This window comes from Flavobacterium hydrocarbonoxydans (genome assembly GCF_009789235.1).
In the GTDB taxonomy this organism is placed as follows: domain Bacteria; phylum Bacteroidota; class Bacteroidia; order Flavobacteriales; family Flavobacteriaceae; genus Flavobacterium; species Flavobacterium hydrocarbonoxydans.
Genome location: NZ_WSTB01000008.1, coordinates 33,137 through 60,096, shown reverse-complemented (window position 1 = coordinate 60,096; position 26,960 = coordinate 33,137). Strand labels below are relative to the sequence as shown.

General features: G+C 34.0%; 26 protein-coding genes. 10 read left to right on the top strand and 16 right to left on the bottom strand.

Translation table 11 applies throughout. From position 1 onward, the window contains the following. The first annotated feature begins 4 nt into the window (after positions 1-4). From GON26_RS14635 to tsaB, 4 genes are all read left to right on the top strand, one after another. A complete protein-coding gene (locus GON26_RS14635; RefSeq protein ID WP_160375527.1) occupies positions 5-1,123 on the top strand; it encodes an efflux RND transporter periplasmic adaptor subunit in 1,119 nt (372 codons plus the stop codon). Between the two features lie 78 nt (positions 1,124-1,201). Further along, positions 1,202-2,587 (top strand): TolC family protein, encoded by a 1,386-nt coding sequence (locus tag GON26_RS14630; RefSeq protein ID WP_160375526.1) that lies wholly within the window; start codon positions 1,202-1,204, stop codon positions 2,585-2,587. Positions 2,588-2,593: 6 nt separating this feature from the next. Then, entirely contained in the window at positions 2,594-3,886 is a 1,293-nt protein-coding gene (locus GON26_RS14625) for an efflux RND transporter periplasmic adaptor subunit (protein ID WP_160375525.1), read from the top strand. Between the two features lie 168 nt (positions 3,887-4,054). Beyond that, positions 4,055-4,723, top strand: a complete 669-nt coding sequence (gene tsaB / locus GON26_RS14620) for a tRNA (adenosine(37)-N6)-threonylcarbamoyltransferase complex dimerization subunit type 1 TsaB (RefSeq protein ID WP_160375524.1) — start codon at positions 4,055-4,057, stop codon at positions 4,721-4,723. Between the two features lies 1 nt (position 4,724). On the opposite strand, the gene GON26_RS14615 is transcribed toward tsaB, so the two are convergent. The 3 genes from GON26_RS14615 to GON26_RS14605 all read right to left on the bottom strand — a co-directional run bounded on the left by GON26_RS14615 (position 4,725) and on the right by GON26_RS14605 (position 7,171). After that, positions 4,725-5,549 carry a mechanosensitive ion channel family protein gene (locus GON26_RS14615; RefSeq protein WP_160375523.1) on the bottom strand — a complete coding sequence of 275 codons (825 nt, stop codon included), beginning with the start codon at positions 5,547-5,549 and terminating at the stop codon, positions 4,725-4,727. Between the two features lie 93 nt (positions 5,550-5,642). Next, positions 5,643-6,116, bottom strand: coding sequence for a YtxH domain-containing protein (locus GON26_RS14610; RefSeq protein ID WP_230407942.1), 474 nt, complete (start codon positions 6,114-6,116; stop codon positions 5,643-5,645). Between the two features lie 155 nt (positions 6,117-6,271). Beyond that, a complete protein-coding gene (locus tag GON26_RS14605; protein WP_160375522.1) occupies positions 6,272-7,171 on the bottom strand; it encodes a NifU family protein in 900 nt (299 codons plus the stop codon). A 144-nt stretch (positions 7,172-7,315) separates the two neighbouring features. On the opposite strand from GON26_RS14605, the gene GON26_RS14600 reads away from it, so the two are divergent. Then, positions 7,316-8,305, top strand: coding sequence for a PorP/SprF family type IX secretion system membrane protein (locus GON26_RS14600; RefSeq protein ID WP_160375521.1), 990 nt, complete (start codon positions 7,316-7,318; stop codon positions 8,303-8,305). A 16-nt stretch (positions 8,306-8,321) separates the two neighbouring features. Further along, a complete protein-coding gene (locus GON26_RS14595; protein WP_160375520.1) occupies positions 8,322-8,834 on the top strand; it encodes a gamma carbonic anhydrase family protein in 513 nt (170 codons plus the stop codon). Positions 8,835-8,928: 94 nt separating this feature from the next. On the opposite strand, the gene GON26_RS14590 is transcribed toward GON26_RS14595, so the two are convergent. The 6 genes from GON26_RS14590 to GON26_RS14565 all read right to left on the bottom strand — a co-directional run bounded on the left by GON26_RS14590 (position 8,929) and on the right by GON26_RS14565 (position 13,803). Next, positions 8,929-9,645 carry a LytR/AlgR family response regulator transcription factor gene (locus GON26_RS14590; RefSeq protein ID WP_160375519.1) on the bottom strand — a complete coding sequence of 239 codons (717 nt, stop codon included), beginning with the start codon at positions 9,643-9,645 and terminating at the stop codon, positions 8,929-8,931. Positions 9,646-9,766: 121 nt separating this feature from the next. After that, on the bottom strand, positions 9,767-10,474 hold the full coding sequence (locus GON26_RS14585; protein ID WP_160375518.1) for a dioxygenase family protein: 708 nt from the start codon (positions 10,472-10,474) through the stop codon (positions 9,767-9,769). A gap of 24 nt (positions 10,475-10,498) precedes the next feature. Next, positions 10,499-11,614 carry a sensor histidine kinase gene (locus GON26_RS14580; RefSeq protein ID WP_160375517.1) on the bottom strand — a complete coding sequence of 372 codons (1,116 nt, stop codon included), beginning with the start codon at positions 11,612-11,614 and terminating at the stop codon, positions 10,499-10,501. Continuing rightward, positions 11,615-11,947 carry a DUF4907 domain-containing protein gene (locus GON26_RS14575; RefSeq protein WP_160375516.1) on the bottom strand — a complete coding sequence of 111 codons (333 nt, stop codon included), beginning with the start codon at positions 11,945-11,947 and terminating at the stop codon, positions 11,615-11,617. Next, entirely contained in the window at positions 11,937-12,944 is a 1,008-nt protein-coding gene (locus tag GON26_RS14570; protein WP_160375515.1) for a Kelch repeat-containing protein, read from the bottom strand. The genes GON26_RS14575 and GON26_RS14570 overlap by 11 nt, the downstream gene beginning before the upstream one ends. A 16-nt stretch (positions 12,945-12,960) precedes the next feature. Further along, positions 12,961-13,803, bottom strand: a complete 843-nt coding sequence (locus tag GON26_RS14565; RefSeq protein WP_160375514.1) for a DUF6268 family outer membrane beta-barrel protein — start codon at positions 13,801-13,803, stop codon at positions 12,961-12,963. Between the two features lie 230 nt (positions 13,804-14,033). Here GON26_RS14565 and GON26_RS14560 point away from each other — a divergent pair, with 230 nt between their 5' ends. Together GON26_RS14560 and GON26_RS14555 are read left to right on the top strand one after the other, a co-directional pair. Beyond that, positions 14,034-15,356, top strand: coding sequence for a DUF4270 family protein (locus GON26_RS14560; protein ID WP_160375513.1), 1,323 nt, complete (start codon positions 14,034-14,036; stop codon positions 15,354-15,356). After that, positions 15,357-16,592 carry a PorV/PorQ family protein gene (locus tag GON26_RS14555; RefSeq protein ID WP_160375512.1) on the top strand — a complete coding sequence of 412 codons (1,236 nt, stop codon included), beginning with the start codon at positions 15,357-15,359 and terminating at the stop codon, positions 16,590-16,592. It abuts the gene before it with no gap. Positions 16,593-16,596: 4 nt separating this feature from the next. Here the strand turns inward: GON26_RS14555 and murI are convergent, their stop codons facing one another. Beyond that, a complete protein-coding gene (gene murI, locus GON26_RS14550; RefSeq protein ID WP_160375511.1) occupies positions 16,597-17,373 on the bottom strand; it encodes a glutamate racemase in 777 nt (258 codons plus the stop codon). Between the two features lie 135 nt (positions 17,374-17,508). Here murI and GON26_RS21900 point away from each other — a divergent pair, with 135 nt between their 5' ends. Both GON26_RS21900 and GON26_RS14545 read left to right on the top strand, forming a co-directional pair. After that, complete coding sequence (locus tag GON26_RS21900) at positions 17,509-17,838, top strand: DUF6660 family protein (protein ID WP_394350406.1); 330 nt, start codon at positions 17,509-17,511, stop codon at positions 17,836-17,838. A gap of 76 nt (positions 17,839-17,914) precedes the next feature. Next, positions 17,915-20,095 (top strand): TonB-dependent receptor, encoded by a 2,181-nt coding sequence (locus GON26_RS14545; RefSeq protein ID WP_160375510.1) that lies wholly within the window; start codon positions 17,915-17,917, stop codon positions 20,093-20,095. 66 nt (positions 20,096-20,161) lie between these two features. Here the strand turns inward: GON26_RS14545 and GON26_RS14540 are convergent, their stop codons facing one another. The 6 genes from GON26_RS14540 to GON26_RS14515 form a co-directional block, all read right to left on the bottom strand. Beyond that, positions 20,162-20,665 carry an OmpH family outer membrane protein gene (locus tag GON26_RS14540; RefSeq protein WP_202110882.1) on the bottom strand — a complete coding sequence of 168 codons (504 nt, stop codon included), beginning with the start codon at positions 20,663-20,665 and terminating at the stop codon, positions 20,162-20,164. Between the two features lie 16 nt (positions 20,666-20,681). Further along, positions 20,682-21,713: an OmpH family outer membrane protein gene (locus GON26_RS14535; RefSeq protein ID WP_160375508.1), complete on the bottom strand. Its 1,032-nt coding sequence runs from the start codon at positions 21,711-21,713 to the stop codon at positions 20,682-20,684. A gap of 42 nt (positions 21,714-21,755) precedes the next feature. Then, positions 21,756-24,467 (bottom strand): BamA/OMP85 family outer membrane protein, encoded by a 2,712-nt coding sequence (locus tag GON26_RS14530; protein WP_160375507.1) that lies wholly within the window; start codon positions 24,465-24,467, stop codon positions 21,756-21,758. Then, the gene (locus GON26_RS14525) at positions 24,400-25,140 is read right to left on the bottom strand and encodes an isoprenyl transferase (RefSeq protein WP_160375506.1); all 741 of its coding nucleotides are present in this window, start codon (positions 25,138-25,140) and stop codon (positions 24,400-24,402) included. Before GON26_RS14525 ends, GON26_RS14530 begins: the two co-directional genes overlap by 68 nt. Before the next feature lie 4 nt (positions 25,141-25,144). Further along, positions 25,145-25,828, bottom strand: a complete 684-nt coding sequence (porG, locus tag GON26_RS14520) for a type IX secretion system protein PorG (RefSeq protein ID WP_160375505.1) — start codon at positions 25,826-25,828, stop codon at positions 25,145-25,147. 174 nt (positions 25,829-26,002) lie between these two features. Next, positions 26,003-26,890 carry an NAD kinase gene (locus GON26_RS14515; RefSeq protein ID WP_160375504.1) on the bottom strand — a complete coding sequence of 296 codons (888 nt, stop codon included), beginning with the start codon at positions 26,888-26,890 and terminating at the stop codon, positions 26,003-26,005. Positions 26,891-26,960: the final 70 nt, after the last annotated feature.

Here is a 26,960-nt window from a genome sequence, read left to right as displayed (position 1 = left end):
CAAAATGAAAAAAGGAGTAACCGTAACTGTTTTAATTTTTATAGCTATCGTTTTTTTTGGCGCACTATATTATTTGTATGCCAAAAATCAGGAATCGCCAATAGTTTTTAAAACGGAGAAAGCAGAAACTAAAACAATTGTAAAAAATACTATTGCAACAGGAAATATCCAGCCTGATGAAGAGGTTTTAATCAAGCCAAACATCTCAGGTATTATTGAAGCAGTTTACATCAAAGCTGGAGAAAAAATTAAAGCTGGAGATATGATTGCCAAGATTAGGGTCGTAGCCAATGTTTCGAATGTGAGCAGTACGCAAAATCAGGTACAGACAGCTAAAATTGCTTTGGATAACCAGGAAAAAATCTATAAAAGACAAAAAACATTGTTTGAAAAAGATGTAATTTCTGCGAATGATTTTGATGCCGCACAATTGGCTTACACACAGGCAAAACAAAATTATCTGGCTGCAAAACAAAGTCTGGACATTGTAAAAACAGGTACAACATCTTCATTAGGAAGTTATGCCAATACCCTGATTCGTTCAACGGTAAACGGAATGGTATTAGATGTTCCGGTAAAAGTAGGGAATCAGGTAATCGAAAGTAATAATTTTAACGAAGGAACTACAATTGCAAGTGTTGCCGATGTGGGAAGAATGATTTTTGTTGGAAAAATAGATGAATCGGAAGTAGGAAAAATCAAAGAAAAAATGGCGATTGAAATTACAGTTGGAGCTATTGAAAACAAAAAATTCGATGCCGTTTTAACCTATATTGCGCCAAAAGGAGTTACGGAAAACGGTGCGATCCAGTTCGAAATTAAAGCTTCATTAGAAAATAGAGATGCTACTTTTATCAGAGCAGGTTTGAGCGCAAATGCTTCTATTATTTTAGAAAAAGCAGACAAAGTTTTAGCTATCAAAGAATCATTAGTTCAATTTGATAAAAAAACACAAAAGCCTTATGTAGAAATTGAAACGGCACCGCAAAAGTTTACAAGAAAAGATGTGGTTCTGGGGGTTAGCGACGGAATCTATGTTCAGGTTAAAAGCGGCGTTACGGCTTCAGATAAAATTAAAATCTGGAATCAGGGTTTGATAAGTGAAGGAGAAGAGAAAAAATAATTTGTAAGCAGAAATTTTTTTTGGTTTAAAAAATGTTAAATTTGTGTAGTATCTTTACTGCATTATCATTCAAAATATATGAAAATAAATAAATATAATAGCCTTGTTGTAGCCCTGATAGTTGGGTTTGGATTATCTGGTCAGGCACAAACAAAACAATGGACTTTAGAAGAATGTGTGCGATATGCAATGGATAATAATATTTCGATCAAGCAATCGGAGCTGGATATTCAAAACTCAGAAATAAATAAAAAAGATGCTTTTGGAAGTTATTTGCCTACTGTAAACGGAAGTGCATCTCATTCCTGGAATATTGGTCGAAATGTGAATCCTGTTACGAATGTTGCGAGTACTGAAACTACTCAGTACACACAATTAGGAGTAAGTTCTGGGATCGATATCTACAAAGGTTTGCAAAATCAAAATATATACAGAAGAACAAAACTTTCTATTATAGCATCACAATATCAATTGGTTAAGATGCAGGAAGATATTGCTTTGAATGTGGCGAATGCTTTTTTAGAAATTCTCTTCAATAAAGAAAATTTAAAAGTTAGACAAGAGCAATTGGCTATTGATGAAAAACGTTTTTCTCGTTCTGAAGAAATGGTGAATGCCGGAACAATACCGCGTGGCGATTTATTCGATTTAAAAGCGACAGTGGCTACTGATAAACAAAATATTATTGTGGCAGAAAATGCTTTGTTGATTTCTAAATTAAGTCTGGCACAGTTGCTACAATTGAAAGATTTTACAGATTTTGATGTAATTGATGATACGAATGCTAAAGATGAAAACGGAATCTTATTACAAAACCCAGTTGATATTTATAACAAAGCCAAAGAAATAAGAACGGATGTAAAAATAGCACAAACCAATCTGGAAATTGCAGAAAAAAATGTTGTCATTGCAAAAGGAGCCTATCAGCCGACATTGAGAGGTTTTTATTCTTTCCGTACAAGTGCGAGTTACAGTGATATTCTTACTGGGCAAGATGCAAGTGGTAATCCCGTTTATATGGCCCCGGATCCTGTTTTAGATCAGTTTAGTGATAATAAGGGACATAATTTTGGACTAGATTTGCAAATTCCTATTTTTAACGGATTTTCGGTAAGAAATAATGTTGAGCGTAATAAAGTAAGTTTAGAAAAATCAAAAATAGAATTAGAGCAAAAAAGTTTAGATTTGCAACGTAATGTTTATACTGCTTTTACAGATGCAAAAGGAGCTTTGAACATGTATGAATCTGCTGTAGTAACACTTGAGGCAAGACAACAAGCCTATGACTATGCTAAAGAAAAGTATGATGTAGGATTGATGAATTCGTTTGATTTTACCCAGGCACAAACCTTGTTGACAACAGCTCAATCGGATATTATAAGAGCTAAATACGATTATATTTTTAAAATTAAAATACTTGAATTCTACTTCGGAATTCCAATTATACCAACTATTACAAAATAATTTACTATGTCAAAAAAAACAATTTATTTCTTAGTCGGCGGTGCAGTAGTGCTTATTGCAGCTTTAATTGGTTTGTCTAAAGCCGGGGTGATAGGAAATAAGGATGAAGGAAAAGAAGTAGAAATTTCGAAAGTTTTGGCATCCACTATTGTCGAAACGGTTTCGGCAACGGGTAAAATTCAGCCTGAAATTGAAGTGAAAATTTCGCCGGAGGTTTCAGGAGAAATTATTTTATTGAATGTAAAAGAAGGACAGGTTGTAAAAAAAGGAGACTTATTGGTAAAAATAAATCCGGATTTATATACTTCAAGTTACAATCGTTCGATATCAAATTTATCAGGAACTAAAGCAGGTTTAACGCAATCAGAAGCAAGTTTTAAAGAAGCAAAAGCTAATTATGACCGAAATAAAACCTTGTTTGAAAAAGGCGTAATTTCTAAATCAGACTGGGATAAAGCCATCGCCTCTTTTGAAGTGGCAAAAGCAACCAAACAAAACGCTTATTTTACTGTTCAAAGTGCTTCGGCTTCTGTAAATGAAGCAAAAGACAATTTAGGCCGTACTACAATTTACGCTCCTGCAGATGGAACTATTTCGGTGCTGAATGTTGAATTAGGTGAACGTGTTTTAGGAACACAGCAAATGGCCGGAACGGAACTTTTGAGAGTAGCCAACCTAAACAATATGGAAGTTGAAGTTGATGTTAACGAAAATGACATTGTAAAAATAAAAATTGGTGATGAAGCCAATGTTGAAGTAGATGCGTATCTGAAAAAACAATTTAAAGGAATTGTAACCAGTATTTCGAATTCGGCAAGCAGTACACTGACTTCGGATCAGGTGACTAATTTTAAAGTGAAAGTTAGAATCTTAAAAGAATCGTATCAGGATTTATTAGAAGGAAAACCTAGTACGTATTCTCCTTTCAGACCAGGAATGACCGCTACAGTTGATATTATTACAAAAACGAAAGCAAATGTTCTGGCAGTGCCAATTAGTGCCGTGGTAGTAAAATCGGATACTGCAGCAGTGAAGGAATTTAAAGTAGAAGATCCTAACGAAGAACAAAAAGATAAACCAAAGAGCGATAAAAAATTCGAATGTGTTTTTGTAAAAGTGGGTGATAAGGCAAAAATCCGTGTGATTAAAACCGGAATTCAGGACGATACGAATATCGAGGTAATGACAGGTTTAAAAGCAGGCGATGTCGTGATTACAGGGCCTTATAGTACTGTTTCGAAAGACTTAAATTCTGGAGATAAAGTAAAAATTAAAAAAGAGGAAACTCCTAAGAAGTAATTTAATTCTAACTTCAGAGGAAGAAAAAAATAAGTTAAATTAAAAGAAACACAAAGTTCGCAAAGCTTTGTGTTTTTTTGCATAAAAACTTTGCGTTACTTTGCGGTTAAAATGCTAAAGTGATTTTTAACCGAAGTACTTTAATCAATAAATTTAAAAATAAACACATTGTCTTTCATTCTTAATATCGAAACTGCTACTAAAAATTGTTCTGTAGCTATAGCTAAAAACGGCGAAACAATTCTTTGTAAAGAAATTGCAGAAGAAGGCTATTCGCATGCCGAAAAATTACACGTTTTTATAGAAGAAGTCCTCAAGCAAGCAGGCGTTTCTTTTCAGGAATTAGCTGCTGTGGCGGTTAGTCAGGGACCAGGTTCTTATACGGGATTGAGAATTGGAGTTTCGGCAGCAAAAGGTTTGTGTTTTGCATTGAACATTCCGTTGATTGCTGTTGATACTTTGCAGACTTTGGCTTCAAAAGCAAAGATTGCAGAAGGAAAAATTATTCCTATGCTTGATGCCCGCAGAATGGAAGTGTATAGTGCCGTTTTTAATTCAGATCTTGAAAAAGAAAGAGCAATAGAAGCCGAAATCATTACCGAAGATTCCTTTAAAGATTACACAGAAACGCTTTATTTCGTAGGCGATTGCGCTGAAAAATGCAAATCAGTTTTGACAAAAGAGAATTTTGTTTTTCTGGAAGACATCAAATATCCTTCAGCAAATGAGATGAGTGCAATCAGTTATGATAAGTATCAAAAAAGCGACACTGTAGATGTCGCTTATTTTGAACCGTATTATTTAAAAGATTTTTTGATGACTACTTCAAAAAAGTAATTTATAAATTTTTACTTGCTCCAATTGTAAAAGGCTGAACGTCTATTCCTGCCTGGTCTAAAGCAGTTTTACAATTTTCTAATGTTTCAGTAAAAACAGCACCGAAATTTTCGTTTTTGGCCCAGGGTCTAACGGCAAATTCAATAGCACTTGAAGTCAGGTTTTTTACAAAGACTTCCGGAGCCGGATTTTTAAGTACTTTGGGGTTTTTGTTTAAAACATCTAATAAAATATCTTTTGCTTTTTTAATATCAGAATCATAGGAAATGGCAAAAGTCAGATCTGCTCTTCTTTCGCCCTGCATAGAATAATTGATGATATTTCCGTTTGATAAAGCTCCATTGGGTACAAAAACGGTTTGGTTATTAGCTGTAAGTAATTTGGTAACAAAAATCTGAATTTCGCTTACTGTAGCAATAACGCCTTGTGCTTCGATAGTATCCCCAACTTTAAAAGGTTTGAATAAAATAATCAGCATTCCGCCGGCAAAGTTTGACAATGAACCTTGCAATGACAAACCTACAGCAAGTCCCATTGCTCCTAAGATGGCTACGAATGACGAGGTTTCTATTCCGAGTTTCGAGATAAAAGTTACAAACAATAAAATTCGCAACGCCCAAAGCAATATGTCGGCGAGAAATTTAGTCAGAGTAGGGTCTAAATTTCTTTTAATCATTATTTTTCTAATGATTCTGTTGATTAACCGGATGGCATATAATCCAACGAAAAGAATTAATAACGCAGAAATTAGCTTTGGAGAATAATCAATTAAAACATTGATAAATTTATCAGCATAATTGGTAATTTGATCGGGTTGAATGTCCATTTTTTAAGAATAAAAAAACCTTCTCAGGAGAAGGTTTAGGTTTGTTTTTGCAAATATAAAAACAATTCTTTTTACAAAAAAGAGAATATTTTTTTATTCTTTATCCGGAGCGTTATTCGCAACTTCATCTGCAGCTTCTTCTGTTTTTTCGGCGGCATCAACAACTGTTTCTGAAACAACGGTTTTGGCTTCATCTGCAGCTTCTTCGGTTTTTTCGGCAGCGTCAACAACAGTTTCCGTCACAACAGTTTTGGCTTCGCTGGCAGTTTCAGTTGTTTTTTCTTTTACAGAATCTATCACATTACTTATAGAGTCAGAAGCTTTTTCTACATACTCGCTTACGATATCTTTTGCCTGGCTGGCATATTCTGCAGCACTGTCAAGTAATGGTTCCGAAGCTTCTTTGGCTTTAGCAATGGTTTCTTCAGCAAAAGTTTCAGCTTTTTCTATATAAGGTGCAGCTGCTTCTTTGGCTTGTTCAAAAGTGCTTTCAGCCTGATTGGCCACATCTGTAGCAGTTTCTTTGGCTGAGCCAAATAAATTTTTAAAAAAAGATGATAATCCCATGGTTTTAGTATTGATTAGTTTATACTACAATATTAACTATTTTTTTACACAATAACAGGATTATGTTGTCAATAAAATACTGAAAATTAATGAGATATGATTTTATAAAAAAAGCGCCTTAAAAAGACGCTTTTTGATAATATTTAGAATGTTTTTTAAGCATTTAAAGCTTCAACCGTTATCTTTTCGTCGTTAAGCATGCTTTTTAACATATTCTCGATACCGCTTTTCAGAGTAAATGTAGAGGAAGGACAACCGCTGCAGGCTCCTTGCAAAATTACCTTTACCACTTTATTATCTTCATTATAGGAGTCAAAAGCAATATTTCCTCCGTCTGCCGCAACAGCAGGTTTTACGTATTCTTCTAAGATATTGATAATTTGCTGAGATGTTACATCCAGTTTATCAAAAGCTTCGTCTTTGGTAATATCGTTTTTAGTGGATACTTCTATTAAATTTTCATCCAGAACAGTTCCACCATTTTCTATAAATTGTTTGATAAAAGTTCTTAATTCAAGGGTGATTTCTGACCAGTCATTGATGTCATATTTGGTAACCGAAATATAGTTTTCATCAATAAAAACCTCTTTTACATAAGGAAATTTGAATAATTCCTGTGCCAAAGGCGAAGAAGCTGTCTGATCGATGTTTTTATATTCAACAGCATTTCTGGTCAGCATTCTGCTTACTACAAATTTTAACGCTGAAGGGTTTGGAGTAGTTTCGCCATAAACAGTAATAGGCTGTTTTTTGGTTTGGGTTTCCTCTACTTTAATAATAACGCCTCCTTTAGCTACAAAAGCTTCAATTTGTTCTGCAACAGCGTCTTTTACATCATCCCATTCTACAATACTGTATCTTTCTACAGCAATAAAATTGCCTGAAATATAAACGGTTTTTACAAACGGAAGATAAAATAGCTGCTGTGCTAAAGGGGAAGCCTGAGCCTCATCTATGTTTTTGAATTCAAAATTTTGATTTTGAGTAATGAAATCATCAAATTCGAACTTTATTATAGTAGGATTTTGAGTTTCTTTTATGGTGATTTTTGTCATGATTTAGAAATTTTTACAAATTTAGTAAAGTTATTTTCTACTAATGGCTATATTTGGTTTTTTAATAAAATTATTAAGATTCTTTTTGTAGTATGTAAGTGTAAATGGAAGAATCAAAAAAAAAATGTCAAATAAAATCTCTTTATGAAATTTAAAATCAAGTTTTTAATAACTTTTTTAATAGCGTCGTTTTATTCCTATTCTCAAGAAGGAATTCCAGTATATTCTGATTATTTATCTGATAATTATTATTTAATTCATCCTTCGATGGCTGGAGCTGCTAATTGTGCCAAAGTTAGACTAACAGCCAGAAAACAATGGTTCGGTCAGGAAGATGCACCCGCTTTGCAAACATTGAGTGTGAATGGCAGATTAGGAGAAAGATCCGGAGCCGGAATTATTTTTTTTAATGACGAAAATGGCTACCACTCTCAGAAAGGTGTAAAAGTTACTTATGCACATCATATCATGTTTTCAAGAGATGAAGTCGATTTGAATCAGCTTTCGTTTGGAATTAGCGCCGGAATGATTCAGAATCAGTTAGATGAAACCAGTTTTGGCGGTTCTTTTGATCCACTGGTTTATGGATCTATCCAAAAAGACTCTTATTTCAATGTCGATTTTGGAGCTTCGTATAACTATTTGAATTTCTACGCACACGCGACCGTTCAGGGTTTGATAGAAACCAGAAGAGAATTATACAGTGATTATGAAAGCGATAATGTTCGAAAGTATTTACTAAGTGCCGGATACGTTTTTGGAAACAAAGAAAATATTACATGGGAGCCATCTGTGCTTTTTCAATTATTTGATCAAACCAAACAAAAATCAATTGATGCCAACTTAAAAGCCTATAAAAACATGGATTTTGGAAGTCTGTGGGCCGGATTATCCTACAGAAGAAGTTTTGATGGCGCACAATACAGTACAACCAGCGGAGTGGCTTCGCAAAAACTACAATATTTTACACCTTTAGTAGGCGTAAATTACAAAAACTTTATGTTTGCCTACACGTATTCGCATGTAGCCGGAGATGTAAAATTTGATACAGGTGGTTTTCACCAAATTACTTTAGGAATCAATTTGTTCTGTAAAAAAGAGCGTTACGATTGTAATTGCCCGGCTATTAATTAATTTTAAAATCCAAATTATGCTAATTAAAGCGGTAAACGGAAAAGCTCCAGTGATTCCAGAAGATTGTTATGTAGCCGAAAACGCTACAATTGTAGGCGATGTAAGCTTTGGAACCTCTTGCAGCGTTTGGTTTAATGCGGTAATTCGCGGTGATGTCAATTTTATTAAAATTGGCAATAAAGTAAACATTCAGGATGGAGCTGTTATACATTGTACGTATCAAAAACATCCCACAATTATTGGTAATAATGTTTCTATAGGCCATAACGCCATAGTACACGGTTGTACCATTCAGGATAATGTATTAATAGGAATGGGGGCAATTGTGATGGATAATTGCGTAGTGGAAAGTAACTCTATTGTCGCAGCTGGAGCTGTAGTAACTCAAAATACTGTAATTACTTCAGGCAGTATTTATGCAGGTGTACCGGCTAAGAAAGTAAAAGATATCGATCAATCCGATTTTGCCGGAGAAATCGAACGTATTTCTAATAATTATGTGATGTATTCAGGATGGTTTAAGGAATAACACTTAAAAAAAATCCAAAAATGAAATTCCAAATTCCAATACGCATAGAGCCTTTGGAATTTGGAATTTTTATTTTTTTTGGAATTTTAAAAAACTACAAATTGATTCTTTCGAAAAAAGCATTTTTATAACTTTCGCTAATCGGAATTCTTTTATCACTTATTAAAACCTTGTTCTTTTGTATCGATTTAACGTGTTTGATGTTGATGATATACGAACGGTGAATACGCGAAAATCCTTTGCTGGAAAGTAAATTTTCTAATTTTATCAGACTAATTAAAGTCAGCGTGTATTTATGGTCGGTGGTGTAAATTTTTACATAATCCTTGAGCCCTTCTATAAATAAAATATCCGAAAAGTTTAATTTTACATTTTCGTATTCGGCCCTGACAAACATAAAATCCTGATCGATTTCAGGAGTTGCAATGGCAACGTCAGCAGTTGGAGTAACCGCTGCAGGATTGTGAATCTGTTGTGCTCTTACAACCGATTTTAAAAAACGATGAAACGGAATTGGTTTTACCAAATAATCAACGGCTCCTAAATTAAATCCTTCAACAGCATAATCAGAATAGGCAGTTGTAAAAATAATTAAAGGCTTTTTTTCGATGGTATTCAAAAATTCAATACCTGAAAAATGAGGCATCTGAATGTCTAAAAAAATTAAATCTACATTGGTCTGATTGATAAAAGAAACGGCATCAATCGCATTATTAAACGTGTTTACGAGTTCCAGCGAATCGATTTTACTTACAAAATCTTTCAATAGTTCAACAGCTAAAGGTTCATCATCTATAATTACACATTTCATCTGTCTCTAATTAAATTTAACTTTATTTGAATTTGTGGTCAAAAGTAGTTTTAAACCAGTTTATGAGTTTTAATATTATCATAATTAAGGTTTAATATTATCATAAAAATAAAAACTAATTTTAAGCATCAACAATTATTGTTTTGGTAAGCGTATATCCATCGGTGAGATTGCCTGAAAGTGTTGCGATTTCTTTGAATAAACTATCCGAGAAAACGTTATCAGCTGTATTTGCAGTATCTGCCTGGCCATGAGCCGCATAATTGGTACTCGCATAGACTTCACTTGAAATATTTTCTGGAAAAGCAATTTGAGTAACTAATAAGGAGCTGCCACTACTTGTTAAAATTTCAACATGAATATGAGGAGCTCTTCCTTGATACCAACCAGGGTAAATTGATACAAAGGAAGCGACTCCATTAGCATTGGTGGTTTGTCTTCCTCTTAAAAAATGGACTGCTGTATAATCTGTTTGCTGCATTTGAGTGCCGCCGTATTCAGAATAATTGCCATCTTTATCACAATGCCAGACATCCACTAAAGCTCCTGCTAATGGCTGACAATTGTTATTTTTATTTTCGATAGTAAGATTAATCAAAAGTGCAATTCCTACGCGATCTGATTTTATATTTTCTAAAACCAGCTGACTGGGTGTTTTGATAGGAAACGGACCTTTTGTTTCAGATGGAGAAACACTGCAGGTTCCATCTGAAGACTCATCAGTAGTGTCATTAGTATCATTTTTAGAACAAGATTCCAATACTTTGGTAACGGTTGCCAATGATGCGATGCCTAAGATGCTGTTACGGATAAATTTTTTTCTGTCCATCTAATGCTTTTTTAAGAATGTGTTTTAATCGATTCGGGTTTGAATTTTATCCAATTTTAAGTTTAAATGTACACGGTAATAATTATGATCCTGATTGATGGTAAGTTCGTGTGCATTTGGGTACAGCAAATTCAGACGACTTTGTATATTGACTAAGCCAATTCCTGAGTTTTCAGGATCTTTTACATAATTTTCAATGCTGTTTTCTATCCAGAAATCCAAATCATTTTCCTGAATTACAATTTTCATTTTGATGTGTGCCGCTCCTTTATAATCGGTTCCATATTTAAAAGCATTTTCTACAAACGAAATTAGTAATAAGGGCTCGATGAATTTGTTTTTAGTATCACCATGTACATTGATAACAATGTCTTCGATGTTATTAAGACGTAATTTTTGCAGCTCAACATAATTCTGAATATAATTGATTTCTTTTTCTAAATCGACCGTTTTATTATCGGTTTCGTATAACATGTAGCGCATCAATTCAGACAAAGTCACAATAGCGTCAGGTACTAAATCTGATTTTTTATGTGCTAAAGAATAAATACTGTTTAAAGAATTAAATAAAAAATGAGGATTGGTTTGTTTTCTCAAATAAATCAATTCTGTATTAGTTCTGTGTGTTTCGGCTATTAATTTGTTTTGCTGATTGTTGTAAAACTCCGTTAAGGTTCGTATCACAGCACTGATAGTAAGAATCAAAATATAAAAAAGCGACGGGCCAATTTTTAGAAAAAAAGGCTGCCTTGTTGCCATTATAGCATTTATTCTTTCTCCTTTGACGAATATTTTTGCGTCAGGCGGCATCATTCGTGGCGGCAAAATATTACGGGCATTTAAATGTCTGAATTCAGGAATAAAATAATTAATCCTGATTATCATGAAGATAATAATAACAGATAATGCAAAAGCAAGATAGAGCCCATATTTTTTTTGTAGCAGAAGAGCCGGTACCAAATAAAAATAGTTAAGATAAAACAAAACAATTCCCGTTGCCCATTGCACATAAAAATCAGTATTGATTCTGAAGGGACTTTCGTAAAACTGAATCAATGATGTCAGGATAAAGAATGTCCAGATGATACTATGAAATAGAATTTTGTTTGTACTTGTATTTTTAATGGTATCTATATTCATTTAGATTTTTATTTTTAATAAAATTAAATCATTTTTCGATACCCTTGGCGATATGTTTTGATTGAGTTTTGTTGCGACCAATTGCGCTACTTTTAAAGCATCTTCTTCAGAACTAAAACTTTTTACTTCGCTTATGACCGGAATAATAGTTTGTTTGATAATAATTTTATTTCCCGTGCTGATAGTATAACCCCAGCCTGTAGAAGTTTGAAAAGCTGCGGTCTGAAAAGAATCCTTTTTTTGACAGCCAGCAAAAGCTATTAAAAACAGCAATAGAAACAAATTCTTCTGGATAGTACTCCAGAAGAATTTATTTTTAGTATTAATTGTCATCGTCATTTTGTTCTTCTAATGGTTTAAATTCCCAGGCGTCATCAAAATAAGTTGTACCTGCTCTTCCTAACATGACAAATCCTCGGTTGTTTATAGAAAAACCTATAGCATCGGTACGGGCTGCGCCTTCTAATGCCGTTCTTTCTTCCCAAAGATCCGTTGTTGGGGTGTATTCCCAAACTGTTTTCGAAGATTCTCCCGCTATTACATATCCTAAACCATTCATTGCAAAAGCAGCAGCATTAGATCGCACAATCATATAATCATCATTAAAAGAATCATCATCTTCAGTATCCTGATCAATATCGCGTTTTCTGGTCCAGATATCGGTCGAAGGGTCAAATTCCCAAAAATCAGGCTGATAAACTCCGTTATTGATACCCGTTGCCAGATACGCTTTGTCGTTTATAGTAAAGACAACAGCATTACGTCTTTTGTTGCCGCTAAATCCGTTTACCAATGTCCAGGTGTCTGCAACATCATTGTACTGATAAAAATCTTTCAGATAATTTCCGTCATAACCGGTTCCGAAATAAGCTTTTCCACCTACCTGAAAACCTACCGCAGCATAACGAGCCGTTCCCGCAAATTCGGTTTTGGGAGTCCAGCTGTTGGCCGTTGGATCATATTGATAGAAATCTTTCAGTTTATTAGTTCCATCGTAACCAAGGCCTACATATCCTTTTCCGTTTAACTCAAAACTTGAGGCAGAACTTCTTCCAATACCTGTAAAATCTGCTTTTTGTTCCCAGTAATCTCCATTCGAATTGTAGGCCCACAAGTCAGTTAGGTATTCATCTCCGGTATAACCGGTAGCGATGTAGGCATAATCGCCAATAACAAAACTGGTTGCACTAGATCTTGCAGGTCCATCAAAAGCTGATTTTTTTATCCAGTTTCCTATCAAATCATCGTCTGAGTCATCGTTGCTGCAGCCTGTAAAAAACAAAGCAGAGAAGAGTGTTGCGAATAATATTCCTTTTTTTAAATTATTCATAATGTATTCAATTTATTTAATGTTTGTATTTGATGCCAATGCTAAACAGGTAACCATTATCGATATTAAAATCATAAGTTTTATGATTGTTCTGATCTGTAAGGATGTATTTTTTATCAAAATCATATCCGGCTTTAAAAACCATAAACCAGTTTTCATCCATGTTCCGTTGATACTCCAGCGCAGTTGTGATTTGCGAAAGGCTGGCTTTTGTACCTGAGCCGGACAAACTGTTCTGAACATCCAAATAGTAAAAATTACCATTAAAATGATTCGTTAGACTAAACGTGTTCCGGATGTTATTCGAATAAGATATTTTTGAATATGGAAATCCTATCAGTAATGAACTTTCGTTATTTATTTTATGATAAAAAGAAGCAACAGGCAAGAGTTTTGGTAAACCAAAAGCAGTTGTTCGTGCTGCTCCAATTGTAAAATTGGTATTCAAACCCAGTTGTTGTACGACATTCAAACTTCCTAAAACCGATACCACTGAAAAATCAAAATCCTGTTCAAAATTTGCTGTAGGCGTAACTTCTAAATTGAATTGAGTCGTGTTTGAAAATTGATGAGAAAATTCTAATTTATTTTGAAACTGATTAAACCGATTCAAATTTTGTAAGGACTCAAAATTTAGCAAACTGTATTTTACGTTCAGATTGGTATAGTTTAGTGTGTTACTGAATTTATTTTTGGCGTTTATTTTTTTACTAAAAGAAAGACCAATACTGGTTTCGTTTAATGTGATTTTTTCTGTGGGTTGGGTTTTAAAGTTCAAATCCAGCGCAAAGTTATTTTGGGCTTTTACACTATAAACTGAAATCATAAAAAGAAACCATCCTAAAACTGTTATTTTCATTATTTATTTATTGGTTCAAAAGTAGATGCCTAATGATTCAAAAAAAAAGAAGATATATGTATCAGGGTTTTTGATAGACAAATGGGCTTATAACACGGTTGAGTTGTTTTTTTGTATCTCTTAAGCTGGTGTAGATAATTTCAGGGCATCTATAGCGTAAATGACCCCAACTGTATATGTTGTAGTGCTGTCAAGAATATGGCATTTTATATTTGTTGAAAAAATGAGTTATGCACAAGTTTATATTGATGTTGGTTTTTGTTGCGGCAATGGTTTCATGTGGTACCGACAGAGACGAAGGAGAGTTTGTTGTCGGGTCTGATTATTTGGCCATAAACAACAAGGTTTTATTAGTAGATACCCTGACGGTTGAAATGGCTACTATAAATTTTGACTCATTAGTTACCTCTAGCCAGAGCCGGATTTTAATAGGGAACTATGATGATCCTATTTTTGGAAAGGTAAAATCGGATAGTTATTTTCAAATGGCTTCAGATTCTTATTCATTGAATGCGGGAAGTTCTGATACTGATGCCCCAAATTATGTTTTTGATTCTATTTCGATGATATTAAAATATGACAATTATTTTTATGGGGATACGACTAAAGTTCAGACATTTAGTATTCATCGGTTAACACAAAAAGTAAAACCTAAAACTGATGATGTTAGTTTCTATAATAATTCGGTTTTGAGTTATGACTCAGAGTCCTTAGGTACTTTTTCATACAAACCCAGACCTCTTGAAAAAGATTCGATTAATATACAAATGAATACAGCTTTTGGTCAGGCTTTATTCCAGAAACTTAAAACCAGAGAAGTTACTAATTCTGTCGAATTTATTGAATATTTGAAAGGTTTTGTGATAGTTCCTGAAACCTCAAACTCCTCAAGTGTAATAGGGTTCAGCTTAGAAAGTAAGATGAGAATGTATTATTCGAAACTGCTTTCAGATACCGAAACTTCCATAATTAAGGATTTTACGATTACGGATAATTCTAAGCAATTCAATTCTATTTCATTGGATAAAACCGGGACAATTATACAAAATCTGCCCAACTCAAACAGCAAGCTTTCCAGTAATCTGCTCAATCACCAGGGATTTATTCAGTCAGGAACAGGAGTTGCCTGCCGGATTGATTTCCCGAGTATCAGGCAGCTTAAAACCATTTCAGAAAAAGGGGCAATTGTCGATGCGGAACTTATTTTAAAACCGATTAACAATTCGTATTCAAAATCCTATCCTTTAGTCGATTCATTGCGTGTTTTGATTGGAGATAATTTAAATAGAATTAGCGGTGCTTTAGTAGATTCAGACAATGTTGAGTTGTATGCGGTTTTAAATAAAAAAAGCGATGAGTTTAATGAGAACATTGGCTATTCTGTTTGGGTTGGTGGCTTTTTGCAAAAGGAAATGCTGAAACAAACCGATGCTAAATCTTCTCTGATATTAACATTACCCAGTATTTCTAAAGCTACTGACAGGATTGTTCTGGGCGATCAAAAACATACCGACAATAAAATACAATTGAAAATTTATTACATCTCTTATTAAATGAAAAATAAAACAGCATTTTTAAGTTTCCTCGTTTTAGTTTCGTTCTCTTCATTCTCACAAAGCATTTCCAGTTCTCCTTATTCCTTATATGGTTTAGGAAGTTTGTACGATGCTGATTTTGGAAACCTTTCTTCTATAGGAGGTTCAGGAATCGCTTTGCCATCGGATAGTTTTATTAATAATTTAAATCCGGCATCATTAGGACAGATGTACCAAAATCATTTCATATTTGAAGTTGGAGGAAAAGCGATTGCGACCACTTATCAAACGAACTCAAAAAGCGAAAAACGGAATAATTTTCAATTTTCGCATCTTGCTTTTGCGTTTCCGGTAACTAAAAAATCGGCTTTTAGTGTTGCATTACGACCTTACTCAAGTGCCACATTTAAGATTTCAGATTTAAAATTACCTATCGAAAATAGCACCGAAAGTTATATTCTGGACGCGACAGGTTCCGGAGGGCTCAATAATTTTGATATATCGTATGGTTATCAACTCAGCAAAAAGTTATCAGTAGGAGCTTCTGCTTCATTACTTTTTGGAAATCTAACAGACGACCGTATTTATACCATCGGAAACTCCTATACGGCCATTAATAAAACAACAGATTACAACGGTGTAAGGGCGACTTTAGGAGCGCAATTTAAAGTCGATTCGACTTTTACAATTGCCACAACCTTCAAAGTTCCTTCGCAGGTAAAAGCCTCCAAAGTACAAACGGTTGAAAATGTTAATAACTCCGGAACGTCGGTTGTAGAAACTAATGCGGCCTCGGATGTTGAGGATTATTATATGCCTTTAGAAATTGGGGTAGGGATAAGCAAACGTTTCAAAAACAACCTGAATTTGACTTTAGATTATGAAAAAAGTCTTTGGAACGAAACCAATCAATCAGATTTATACGGGAATTTCGTCAATCAGGACCGGTTTGCTTTGGGATTTACTTTTAAAACAAAAAAAAATACCAGGAAATACACAGATAGAATTCAATATGGCGCCGGAATAAATTATGATACGGGATATCTCGAAGTTGACGGAAAAAAAGTCACTAATGCTGCGGTATCTTTTGGTGTTACACTTCCTCTCGAAAATACCTTTTCAGCAATTCATCTTTCGTATTCCTACGGTCAAAAAGGGAAAATCAGCGATAATTTAATCAAAGAAAATTACCATAAAATATCGCTTAATTTAGCTTTAGACGGAATTTGGTTCGTCAAGCGAAAAATAGAATAAAGCTTTAAAAATCCTTTTCGGTTACTGCGTATTTATGATCCAAAATAGCGCTAAGAACCGCTGGATTTGCATTTGTATAAAAAACGGGTTCTTCTATGGCAGTGTCTGAAAAACCTACTTTTTCACGCAATAACGTTTGGGTTTGCCTGGCTACTGCTTCCCCAGAATCGATAATATGAATGTGTTCAGGAAGTATTTTTTTTATCTGCGGAATCAAATACGGATAATGACTGCAACCTAAAACCAAATAATCAATATTGGCATCAATCATGGGCTGTAAATAGGTTTCAAGAAGCTGTGTCATTTCTGGCGAATTCAGATTTCCGTCTTCTATTAGTTGTACCAAACCGTGACCAACTTGCTCTATGATGGTGGTGTCCTGAAACATCTCAGCAGTTTTGTTAAACAACTCGCTGTTCAGTGTTCCTTTGGTAGCTAAAATTCCAATGGTTTGCGTTTTTGAGTTTATTGCAGCAGGCTTTATAGCTGGTTCAATCCCTACAAACGGAATGTCATACGCAGCGCGCAATTCGCGAATAGCATTTGTAGTAGCAGTATTGCAGGCAACAACAATCAATTTGCAATTCATGCTAATTAAAAAATCGACATTTTTTTTGCTCAGCGATACTATTTCCTCTTTGGTTCTCTGACCATAAGGAGCATTTTTGCTATCGGCTAAATAAATGGTTTTTTCGTTGGGAAGTAGCTCGTGGATGGCATTCCAGATGGAAGTACCTCCAATTCCGGAATCAAAAACGCCAATAGGATTGTTGTTTGTCATAAAACAAAGTTACATATTTTTAAGAATCTAAACTTGCTGTTATTCTTGATTTTTAGGTTAAATATTTTTTAAATTTAAAGAAAAATCTTTAATTTTTGAACAAACGATTCCTAAATATTTTAGTACATTTGTGGCATGAAGTTTATTTGTTTTTTATTTTCAATCTATCTGGTTATGTTGTCGTTGCTGCCGTGCAATGATATAGATGATTGTACTTCTTTTGCAAAAACCGAACTTCATAAAAACCATTCAAAAGATAAAAAATCTGATTTTCAAAACGATCAATGCGCCCCTTTTTGTTCTTGTGCGTGTTGTGGAATTCATGGTTTTCAATTTAAAAAACAGCTTTTTTTTGAATTGAAAAATACTCCTTTTTATGGTGATGAAAAAACCGAAAACTATTATGTTTTCAATAACTACAAAGATATTTATCTAGGTATTTGGCAACCGCCAAAATTAAGTTAATCAAAGTATTGATCCATTACTCAGGCATTTTTTTGCTTCGAGTATATTTTAGTATTTCATTAATTTAATTTATCAAATGACAAAATATATATTTATTTTGGCCCTGTTAGCGAGTGCGTTTTCATTTGGCCAAAACACTTTAAAAGTTATCGTAACAGATAGCAAATCACAAGAATATTTAATAGGAGCTTCTGTTCAGGTAGAAAATTCAAACAGTTCCGGAATTACAGATAATAATGGGTTTTTAGAATTAAATGCAATTCCGGATGGGGAGCAAAACATTATTTTTAGTTTCATCGGTTACGAAAATCATACTGTAAAAATACTTTTTCCCAGAACAAACGATGAGGTTTTAAAAATTGAATTGATTCCAAGTGAAGAAGAAGAATTAGATGAGGTGATTGTACAATCCACCAGAACGAGCAGAACCATAAAAAATACGCCAACGCGTATCGAATCTATTGATGCTGAAGAGTTAGACGAAAAAGGCAACATGAAGCCAGCGAATGTAAGTATGGTTTTGCACGAAAGTACGGGATTACAAGTGCAGCAAACATCAGCCACGAGCGGAAATGCCAGTATTCGTGTGCAAGGACTTGATGGGCGTTATACCCAATTGTTAAAAGATGGTTATGCTAATTTTGGTAATTTTGCCAGCGGCTTAAGTATTCTCGAAATTCCTCCTTTGGATTTGCAGCAAGTCGAAGTTATCAAAGGTCCTGCTTCAACACTTTATGGAGGTGGTGCGATTGCAGGTGTCATTAATTTCATATCTAAAACGCCAAAAGAAAAAGGAGAGTATAATTTTATGTTTAACCAATCTAATATAGGACAGACTAATATTGGAGGTTATGCTTCGCAGCGAAAAGGCAAATTTGGATATGCCATTTTAGGTTTGGTTAATTTTCAAAAAGCGTATGATGTTGATGAAGATGATTTTTCTGAAGTACCAAAGTCGCATAATTTTACCATTAATCCGCGTATTTTTTATTATCCGTCTGAAAGTTTGAGCTTGATGTTGGGAAATAGTTTTACCAAAACCAATATGGAAGGCGGGGATATGAATGTGATTGATGGAAATACAACGGCATATCATACTTATTTTGAAAAGAATGAAACCGTGCGTAATACCACAACTTTCGAATTAGACAAGAAATTTGAAAACTTAAATAGTTTCAAATTAAAACAAAGTTTGAGTCTTTTTGATCGAACGATCACGATTCCTGATTATGAATTTTCAGGTTTGAATACATCCAGTTTTACAGATGCTTCCTATGTTTTTAATAAAGAAAAGCATACGGTTATTGCTGGTCTGAATTTGGTTTATGATAATTTTGAACAACGTAACTCAGGAACCTTAGATGCAAAATCATTTACCACCGGAGCTTATCTCCAGCATACCTGGGATGTATCGGAATTTGTGAAATTTGAAAATGGTTTGCGTATCGATAATGTGTCGTATTCAAATGTTGTTTTTTCAAAAAATCAAACTTTTTTTCTGCCAAGAATTTCTGCTTTATTCAAAATTAATTCAAACTGGAGTAGTAGGATAGGAGCTGGTTTAGGCTATAAAATTCCAACGGTTTTTACAGAGCAGACCGAAACGATACAATATCAAAATGTCCAGCCATTAGAAAATGTAGAAGCTGAAAAAAGTATTGGAGGAACAGCCGATGTAAATTACAAACATGAAATTTTTAATGATTTAGTACTATCATTCAATCAGATGTTTTTTATAACACAGATTAATAAACCTTTAGTGCTGCAAAATGATGGAGCAGATCTGGCTTTTATGAATGCTTCGGATCCTGTGCTGAGTCAGGGTTTCGAGACGAATCTGAAATTTGTCTTCAAGGAAGATTTTAAGCTTTTTATGGGATATACCTTTACAGATGCAAAAGCAAAATATCTAAATGGCAATCAGTTTTTGCCATTATTGCCTAAAAACAAAGTGAATTTGGCCTTGATTTACGAGAAAGAGCATAATTTCAAGATGGGTTTGGAAGGTTATTTTACAGATGAGCAATTTTTATACAACGGGACTTCAACGCCTGCTTTTTGGGAGTTTGGTTTTATGGTTGAAAAAACGCTGTGGAAAAACTTTGCTTTCTTCATTAACTTTGAAAACTTTACTGATACCAGACAAAGTAATTATAAAAGGGTTGTAAATGATCCGCATAATAATCCAACTTTTGATGACATCTGGACACATACAGAAGGATTTACTTTCAACGGAGGAGTAAAGATTAAATTTTAAATAACACTACAAAAAAAGGCTCAAAATGTAAATTTTGAGCCTTTTTTAATGATAGAAATCTGTTGATTAGAATCCTAAATCTTTTTTTACGTCAGCAGTTAAGTTTGGACCATCAGCTAATAATAGAGAAGAATCATCAACTACATACTGGAAACCTTTAGCTTTTCCAATTTTTTGGATTGAAGCTCTTACTTTTTCCATTAAAGGCTTAACGATGTCAGTTTCTTTTTGTTGCAATTCTTTTTGAGCATTCTCTCTGTAATCCCCAATTCTTTTTTGCATGTCCTGAACTTCTTTAGAACGCTCTGTATTTACAGCTTCAGTAGCAGTAGCAGCTTCTTGCTCATACTTTTTGATTTTTGTTTGATACTCATCAATCATTTTTTTGTATTCTGCATCATATGTACCGCTTAATTTTTGTAATTGATTTTGTGCATCTAACATTGCAGGCATTTTCGACATGATCTCGCTTACTGTAACATGGGCAATCTTAGCCTGAGCATTCATTGTGTTGTTTGCAGCTAATAAAAGTGCTGCAGCAACTAGTAAAGTTTTGATTTGTTTCATCATCATTTTAAAATATTAATTAATTATTGGTCGTATTCGTTTTTTGTGTTTCGGCATCTTTTGCTTCTTTAGCTTTTTTGGCCGCTTCTCTTTCTTCTAGAATTTTCTTTTTTCTTTCTTCTAATTCTTTTTTACGCTGCTCATAAAGCTTTTGTCTTTCCTCGGCTTTATTAACTCCAGATTCAGTAGTTGCCGCTTTTTCTGTTGTCGTTGCCTTTTCTGTTGGACCACCTGAGTCAGGCGTTATATTGTCAGTCTTTACAGCTTCTGTTTTTGCAGGTTCAGAAACCGTGCCATTTTTTTTAGCTGCTTTTTCTGCCGCTGCAGCATTCCTTTTGTCTTCGTATTCTTTTCTTTTAGCTTCCTGTTCTAATTTTCTGTCCGCTACCAGTTTTTCTCTCGCAGCTCTTTTGGCATCTAATGCTTTTTGTCTGTCTGCTAAATCAGGATTTTCATCGATAGCATTTTCTAAATTTTCTTTAGCTTCCTGCTCCTTAAGCTGTTTTTTTGATAGTTGCTCTCTCTTCTCGGTTCTGTTTAAAACACGTAAAACCTGATCGCTTATATCAAATCGTTTTGCAGAGAAAAGCATCGTCAGATCGGATGATTTATCAAAAATAAAATCATAATTTTTGGCTTCTGCAATATCCTGAACAGCTGTAAAAACCTGATCCTGAATTGGCTTTGCCAGAGCAGCTTTTTGGTACATTAAATTTCCATTTGCACCAAACTGTTTTTGCTGATAATCCAGCATTTCTGTTTCCTGAAATTTTATCTCTGTTTCTCTTTCATCAATAAGCTCTTTTGTCAGTAAAGCTTTTTCGGCTTTAAGGCTTTCTTTGAGTTTATCAATAGCTATTTTTTTGGTTTCTATTTCCTGTCTCCATTTAGTTGCTTTAAGCTCTAACTGAGATTTAGCTTCTTTGTAATCAGAAACATTTTCTAAAATATATTCCATATCGATGTAGCCTATTCTGGTCGATCTTGTCTGAGCCTGACTTGTATTTGCTACAATCAAGGCTAAAAATATAAATAAAAATGGTTTCTTCATAACATTATTTTATTTGAAAATTTTTAACCAAATATATTATAATTAGAACTGTTGTCCAATAATAAAGTGTGTTTCCCATCCATTTGCTTTGGTAGAAACAGATCCTGGAAGTGCATCGAAACCGTAACCAAAATCTATACCCAATAAACCAAAAGCAGGCATAAAGACACGTAAACCAGCTCCTGCTGAACGGCTTAAGTTAAACGGATTATACGCTTTAAATCCTTCGTATGATGAACCGGCCTCCATAAATGTTAGTGCATAAATAGATGCTGATGGTTTCAATGTTATAGGATAACGTAACTCCATTGAAAACTTATTATAAATTGTTGCTCCATTAACTGTTGTTAAGGAGTTGTTCGGATAACCTCTTAACTGAATGGTTTCTCTACCATCCATAGAGTAGTTAGCCATACCGTCACCACCTAAATAGAAACGTTCAAATGGTACAACACCACGATCCTGATTGTATGCTCCTAAGAAACCAAACTCGGTTAATGTTCTTAAAACTAATTTACCATATACTTTAGTGTACCAATCAGCTTTAAATTTAATTTTATAATACTCTAACCAGTTGTATTTTTTCTGATCCACTTTGGCTGGGTCAGCAGCTGCTTCCTGGTAGGTGCTTACCGGAGCTCCGTTAGCATCTAAATAAGTACCTTTAGGTACTACAATATTTCCGTTGGCATCAAGTTGATCTTCAGTAGTTTTGTATTTGTATTCTTCCTGATCTCCTAATGTCGCATAATCAATCCCGTTGAATAATGAATAAGGCGGAGTTACTTTTGCCGAAAGGCTAAACTCGGAACCGTACGTTGGGAATATTGGGTTGAGACCTTTATTACTACGTGTTAATCCTATTGTATAAGCGATATTTCGGGAAGTACCATCACCAAAATTGAACAAACCAACATTGTAATTATTCAAATCATAATGTTGGTAACTTACAGATTGTGAAAGTACAAAATAATCATCAGGTACGGTTAAACGTTTTGCTAATCCTACTTGCAGGGTCAAAATATTAAAGCTTTTGCTTTTATCTACACCGCCAGAGTAATAGTCATTCATGTATTGTTTACTGTACGAAATAGAAGAGCTAAATTGTACTGGTTTTTTTCCACCAAACCAAGGCTCAGAGAAAGAGATACTATACGTCTGGAAGTAGGTACTTCCTTGTAAACGCAAAGATACTTTTTGCCCATCTCCCATTGGAAGTGGTTTGTATGCTTCTTTGTCAAATAATTTTCTGGCTGAGAAATTATTAAATGACAAACCTAGAGTACCAATGAATCCACCGCCACCGTAACCACCTTGTAGTTCGACCTGACTAGATCCTTTTTCTACTAATTGGTATTCGATATCAACTGTTCCCGCACCTGCGTCAACATTTTTAAATTCAGGTTTAATCGATTCAGGATCAAAGAAACCAAGTTGTCCAATCTCACGAATGGTTCTCACTAATTGTTCTTTGCTGTATTTTTCTCCTGGTTTTGTTCTTAATTCACGATAAATTACGTGGTCATTGGTTTTATCATTACCTACTACTGATATTTTGTTGAAATAAGCAATTGGACCTTCGGTAATTCTAATCTCAAAATCAATTGTATCATTAGCCGTTTTTACCTCCACTGAGTTAATTCTTGAGAACAGGTAACCGTTATTCTGGTACAGGTTCGTAATGTCTTCTCCATCAGGTTTGGTGTTGTCTGCAATTCTTTTTTGAAGTAAAACTCCATTATAGACTTCGCCTTTTTTGATACCCAAATAACGTTGTAAAGATTGATCAGAATACACCGTATTTCCTAAGAATTTAATGTTACCAAAATAGTATTTATTTCCTTCTTCAAGTTTTATTTTTATATCGAGTTTGTTGTTTTCTTTGTTGTAAACAACAGAATCTGAGATGATTCTCGCATCACGATATCCTTTTTCTTTATAGGTGTCAATTACTTTTTCTAAATCTGCTTTGTATTTTTCAGGAATGAATTTCGAAGCTTTAAATACACGAATAAAGTTTTTTTCTTTCGTGTCTTTCATAGCTGTTCTCAGTTTAGTGTCAGTAAGCTGTTTATTGCCTTCAAAATCAATACTGTTTATTTTTACTTTATCGCCTTTGTCAATTCTTACCAGCATGTTTACCTGATTACCGGATGTGGTGTCAGGAGTGGTGGTAATGACTACTTTGGTGTTGTAAAAACCTTCTTTTTTGTATTTATTTTCAATATAGTTTTTGGTAGTAGTAACTAAGTTTTCGTTTACAATTTTACTCTTGGTCAAATTGTTATCTTTAATTAATCCTTCTATTTTACTTTTCTTAACACCAACGATTTTCACCTCGTTTAGTTTAGGAAGTTCAATGATGTTTAAGTCAAGAAAAATGCTGTCATTTTCAACTTTATTTACATAAAAAGCAATTTCATCAAAAAGACCTAATTTGCCTAATTTTTTGATTGCCCCAGATATTTCTTCACCAGGTACAGTAATTTCCTGTCCTTTTTGAAGACCAGAAAAGGTTACTACGGTTTGTTCATTGAAGCTTATTTTACCAACAACAGAAACTTTGGCAAGAATGTATTTTTTTCCTTGGTCAAAAGGAACTCTTTCTTGTGCTTTTATTTGAGAAAAACTACCCAAAAGACATAGGGTAAGGACTATTTGTATTCTTTTTTGTAACACTAAAAAATTATTTAATTTGTTCACTGGTTTTTCCAAATCTACGTTCTCTTTTTTGATAACTAATAATAGCCTCATATAAATCTTGTTCTTTAAAATCTGGCCACAAGACGTTAGTAAAATATAATTCTGCATAGGCAATCTGCCACAACAAAAAGTTACTTATTCTATGTTCTCCACTTGTTCGTATTAATAAATCTACGTCGGGTAAATTTTGCGTGTAAAGATGCTCATTTATAATTGAATCGTCAAGAGTGTCTAATGAAATTATATTATTTTTAACTTTATTACTGATGATTTTAATGGCATTTACCAATTCTTCTCGTGATCCGTAACTTAAAGCTAATGTTAAGGTAAGTCTGGTATTGTTTTTTGTTTTTTCAATTACATCAAGCAGCTCTTTTTGTGCATTTTTTGGCAATTTATCAAGATTTCCAATTGCGTTAAGCTTGATGTTGTTTTTTTGAAGTGTAACCAGTTCTTTTTTTAATGAATTGATAAGTAATTTCATCAGGGTTTCGACTTCTAATTTTGGTCGATTCCAGTTTTCAGTCGAAAAGGCATATAGGGTTAAGTACTCAATACCCAGTTTGGCACAGGTTTCTATGGTTGTTTTTACAGATTTTGTTCCGTTTTCATGTCCAAAAGCACGCAAAAAACCTTGTTGTTTTGCCCAACGCCCATTGCCATCCATGATAATAGCAAGGTGTTTAGGAAGGTTAGTCTGGTCTATAGTATCTAGTAAATTCATTTTATTATTCTGCGCAATAGCAAGGTTTTTGTCCAAAGGTATAGGTTAAAGTAATACCCGAGAACACATACCAGTCATTATTATTTAAATTTCCAAAACGATTGTCTGCCATAAAATCATTGTCAGGATTACTCCCGTCCAGATTGTCTGTAAAACTGTAACGTACGCCAACTTCAGCTGCTAAGACAAAGCTTCGGCTGATATTAGATTTTATACCTAATATAAAAGGTATAGCTAATGATGACGATTTTTCATCTTTTAAAGTTTCACCTCCTGAAACAAACAAATCATTGTAGCTAAAATAACTTAATCCTGAATATACATAAGGAGTTACTTTAAGGTGTTCTTCATGCAAATTAAAATCGAAAAAATTGAATTCAAGTCCGGCAGATAATTCTTTTACATCATTATCAAAACGGTAGCCTCTTTTTTTTCTGCTTGGTTCCTTAGAATCTAAGTCGTTGGCAGAGATTTTTGATTGTGTATAAGAAAAACGGTAGGAGTGTCTTGGACTCTTATTCCATTTATACAAAATACCAAAAGCCAGTTTTTCCGGAGCGATGTAAGTTGTTTTTCCTACGTCGCCTACATAGTTACTTCCGCCAAGAAAAACACCAATCTCATTAATCTGAGCCTGAAGTGTAATAATGGGGAAAAAACATAACAATAAATTAAAAATTTTCTTCATTTAATTCAAAATTGCGTGCAAATATAATAATTATCAATACGAATCAAAGTTCCTTTAGTTAAATGTGCTTTTTTTTCAATTTATAATATGATTTTGAGCCATTTAGTGATGATTCGATATAGGCAGAACGAGAAAATATAGCATTATCGTATATGAAGGGAATCAGAAAAAGCTTTAATTTCTTTTATCTTCTCCCCAAAGCAATTTATTTCGGAGGGTTTTTAAGAAAGTCTCGCCCGGAATCTCTACCATTTTTATTTTAAAATGAGTCTTTTTGATTGTGATAACCGATTCATTTTTAACAGAGGCTATTCTGGAATCTAACGAAACTAAATATTGATCTTCTCTTCCGGAAACTTTAAGTTTTATTTCGGTGTCATCCGGAATCACAAGTGGTCTGGCGTTTAAGTTATGCGGTGCAATGGGTGTGATTACTAAACTTTCTACATTTGGGGTTAAAATGGGTCCACCGCAACTTAGAGAGTATCCAGTAGATCCTGTAGGAGTTGCGATAATTAAACCATCTGCCCAATACGAATTTAAGTATTCATTATTCAAATAGGTTTCCACTGTAATCATCGAGGTAGTATCTTTTCGGCTGACAGTAACCTCATTCATGGCGAAATTCAAATCATCTTCAAAGGCATCGTTTTTCGGGTCACAAACTAGACTTAATAATGTCCTTTCAGAGATAGTGTATTTTTTTTCAATAACAAACTGTAAGAAACTATCAATACTTTCTTTTGGGACCGTAGCCAGAAAACCTAATCTACCGGCGTTAATGCCTAGAATAGGTACCCCGGAATTACGAACCAAAGTGGCAGCTCTTAATATAGTTCCGTCTCCGCCAATACTAATCAGCATTTCGAAACTATTATCTAAAGAAGTGCTTGGCGAAAAGGTTTTGTACTCTTTTTTTATGAGTTCTTTCTCATAAAGCATTTTCAGAAAGTTTTCCTCGATTACCATTTCGACATTATTGGAATTGAAAAACACAAAAATGTCTTTGATGATAGGTTCTGTACTATTTTGATAATACTGTCCGTAAATGGCTACTTTCATTTTTTTTAATTAGATAATCAGATAATGTGACAATTAGAGAATTATCTAATTTTCGTGTTGACACATTTTC

Bases quoted from the DNA above. Each gene is read 5' to 3' on its own strand.
- GON26_RS14530 (WP_160375507.1), bottom strand. From the start codon at position 24,467: ATGAGGCTATTATTAGTTATCAAAAAAGAGAACGTAGATTTGGAAAAA.
- GON26_RS14625 (WP_160375525.1), top strand. From the start codon at position 2,594: ATGTCAAAAAAAACAATTTATTTCTTAGTCGGCGGTGCAGTAGTGCTT.
- GON26_RS14525 (WP_160375506.1), bottom strand. From the start codon at position 25,140: ATGAATTTACTAGATACTATAGACCAGACTAACCTTCCTAAACACCTT.
- GON26_RS14555 (WP_160375512.1), top strand. From the start codon at position 15,357: ATGAAAAATAAAACAGCATTTTTAAGTTTCCTCGTTTTAGTTTCGTTC.
- GON26_RS14545 (WP_160375510.1), top strand. From the start codon at position 17,915: ATGACAAAATATATATTTATTTTGGCCCTGTTAGCGAGTGCGTTTTCA.
- GON26_RS21900 (WP_394350406.1), top strand. From the start codon at position 17,509: ATGAAGTTTATTTGTTTTTTATTTTCAATCTATCTGGTTATGTTGTCG.
- GON26_RS14585 (WP_160375518.1), bottom strand. From the start codon at position 10,474: ATGGACAGAAAAAAATTTATCCGTAACAGCATCTTAGGCATCGCATCA.
- GON26_RS14615 (WP_160375523.1), bottom strand. From the start codon at position 5,549: ATGGACATTCAACCCGATCAAATTACCAATTATGCTGATAAATTTATC.
- GON26_RS14575 (WP_160375516.1), bottom strand. From the start codon at position 11,947: ATGACAATTAATACTAAAAATAAATTCTTCTGGAGTACTATCCAGAAG.
- GON26_RS14535 (WP_160375508.1), bottom strand. From the start codon at position 21,713: ATGAAGAAACCATTTTTATTTATATTTTTAGCCTTGATTGTAGCAAAT.
- GON26_RS14590 (WP_160375519.1), bottom strand. From the start codon at position 9,645: ATGAAATGTGTAATTATAGATGATGAACCTTTAGCTGTTGAACTATTG.
- GON26_RS14605 (WP_160375522.1), bottom strand. From the start codon at position 7,171: ATGACAAAAATCACCATAAAAGAAACTCAAAATCCTACTATAATAAAG.
- murI (WP_160375511.1), bottom strand. From the start codon at position 17,373: ATGACAAACAACAATCCTATTGGCGTTTTTGATTCCGGAATTGGAGGT.
- GON26_RS14560 (WP_160375513.1), top strand. From the start codon at position 14,034: ATGCACAAGTTTATATTGATGTTGGTTTTTGTTGCGGCAATGGTTTCA.
- GON26_RS14595 (WP_160375520.1), top strand. From the start codon at position 8,322: ATGCTAATTAAAGCGGTAAACGGAAAAGCTCCAGTGATTCCAGAAGAT.
- GON26_RS14610 (WP_230407942.1), bottom strand. From the start codon at position 6,116: ATGGGATTATCATCTTTTTTTAAAAATTTATTTGGCTCAGCCAAAGAA.
- GON26_RS14540 (WP_202110882.1), bottom strand. From the start codon at position 20,665: ATGATGAAACAAATCAAAACTTTACTAGTTGCTGCAGCACTTTTATTA.
- porG (WP_160375505.1), bottom strand. From the start codon at position 25,828: ATGAAGAAAATTTTTAATTTATTGTTATGTTTTTTCCCCATTATTACA.
- GON26_RS14580 (WP_160375517.1), bottom strand. From the start codon at position 11,614: ATGAATATAGATACCATTAAAAATACAAGTACAAACAAAATTCTATTT.
- GON26_RS14565 (WP_160375514.1), bottom strand. From the start codon at position 13,803: ATGAAAATAACAGTTTTAGGATGGTTTCTTTTTATGATTTCAGTTTAT.
- GON26_RS14630 (WP_160375526.1), top strand. From the start codon at position 1,202: ATGAAAATAAATAAATATAATAGCCTTGTTGTAGCCCTGATAGTTGGG.
- GON26_RS14515 (WP_160375504.1), bottom strand. From the start codon at position 26,890: ATGAAAGTAGCCATTTACGGACAGTATTATCAAAATAGTACAGAACCT.
- GON26_RS14600 (WP_160375521.1), top strand. From the start codon at position 7,316: ATGAAATTTAAAATCAAGTTTTTAATAACTTTTTTAATAGCGTCGTTT.
- GON26_RS14635 (WP_160375527.1), top strand. From the start codon at position 5: ATGAAAAAAGGAGTAACCGTAACTGTTTTAATTTTTATAGCTATCGTT.
- GON26_RS14570 (WP_160375515.1), bottom strand. From the start codon at position 12,944: ATGAATAATTTAAAAAAAGGAATATTATTCGCAACACTCTTCTCTGCT.